This window comes from Vibrio sp. Vb1980 (assembly GCF_033338615.1).
GTDB classification, from domain to species: domain Bacteria; phylum Pseudomonadota; class Gammaproteobacteria; order Enterobacterales; family Vibrionaceae; genus Vibrio; species Vibrio alginolyticus.
In genome coordinates this window covers 1-749 of sequence record NZ_JAWOSZ010000076.1, presented here as the reverse complement: position 1 = coordinate 749, position 749 = coordinate 1, and the positions used below count along the sequence as shown (strand labels likewise).

The following is a 749-nucleotide window of genomic DNA, read 5'->3' as shown; positions in this document are numbered from 1 at the left end:
CGTAGCCGGATTCTTAATAAAGCGGTAGCGATTCTGCGTGAACGCAACGACGAGTTAGCCGCTTTAGAAGTGGCAGACACGGGTAAGCCAATTCAAGAAGCGATCGCTGTAGATATTACGACAGGCGCAGATGTTATCGAATATTACGCTGGTCTTGCACCAAGTTTGCAGGGTGAGCAACAACCACTTAATGAAAACCAGTTTTTCTATACCCGCCGTGAACCTTTGGGAATTTGCGCAGGTATTGGCGCCTGGAACTATCCTATTCAAATTGCAATGTGGAAATCTGCACCAGCACTGGCTGCCGGTAATGCAATGATCTTTAAGCCGTCGGAAGAAACACCGCTTACAGCGCTAAAGCTTGCGGAAATTTATTCTGAAGCGGGTCTTCCTGATGGTGTGTTTAACGTCGTGCAGGGGGATTACCGTGTAGGGCAGATGCTAACGGCGCATCCGGATATTGCTAAAGTATCGTTCACTGGCGAATCAGGTACTGGCAAAGTTGTTATGGGTGACAGTGCAAAAACGCTTAAGCAAGTCACAATGGAGTTAGGTGGCAAGTCACCACTGATCGTTTTTGATGATGCGAAGTTGAATGATGCGGTATCAGCAGCAATGGTTGCTAACTTTTACACTCAGGGTGAGGTATGTACCAACGGTACCCGTGTATTCGTCCATGAATCTATCTACGACGACTTTGTTGCACAGCTTAAAACTCGTACTGAGAAACTGGTTGTCGGCGACCCTCT

The 749-nt window shown here is 47.4% G+C and carries 1 protein-coding gene; it reads left to right on the top strand.

The annotated features are described in order from the left end of the window. The coding region (locus R7F64_RS23860; RefSeq protein WP_318072147.1) for an aldehyde dehydrogenase family protein at positions 1-749 on the top strand (749 nt) is incomplete at both ends.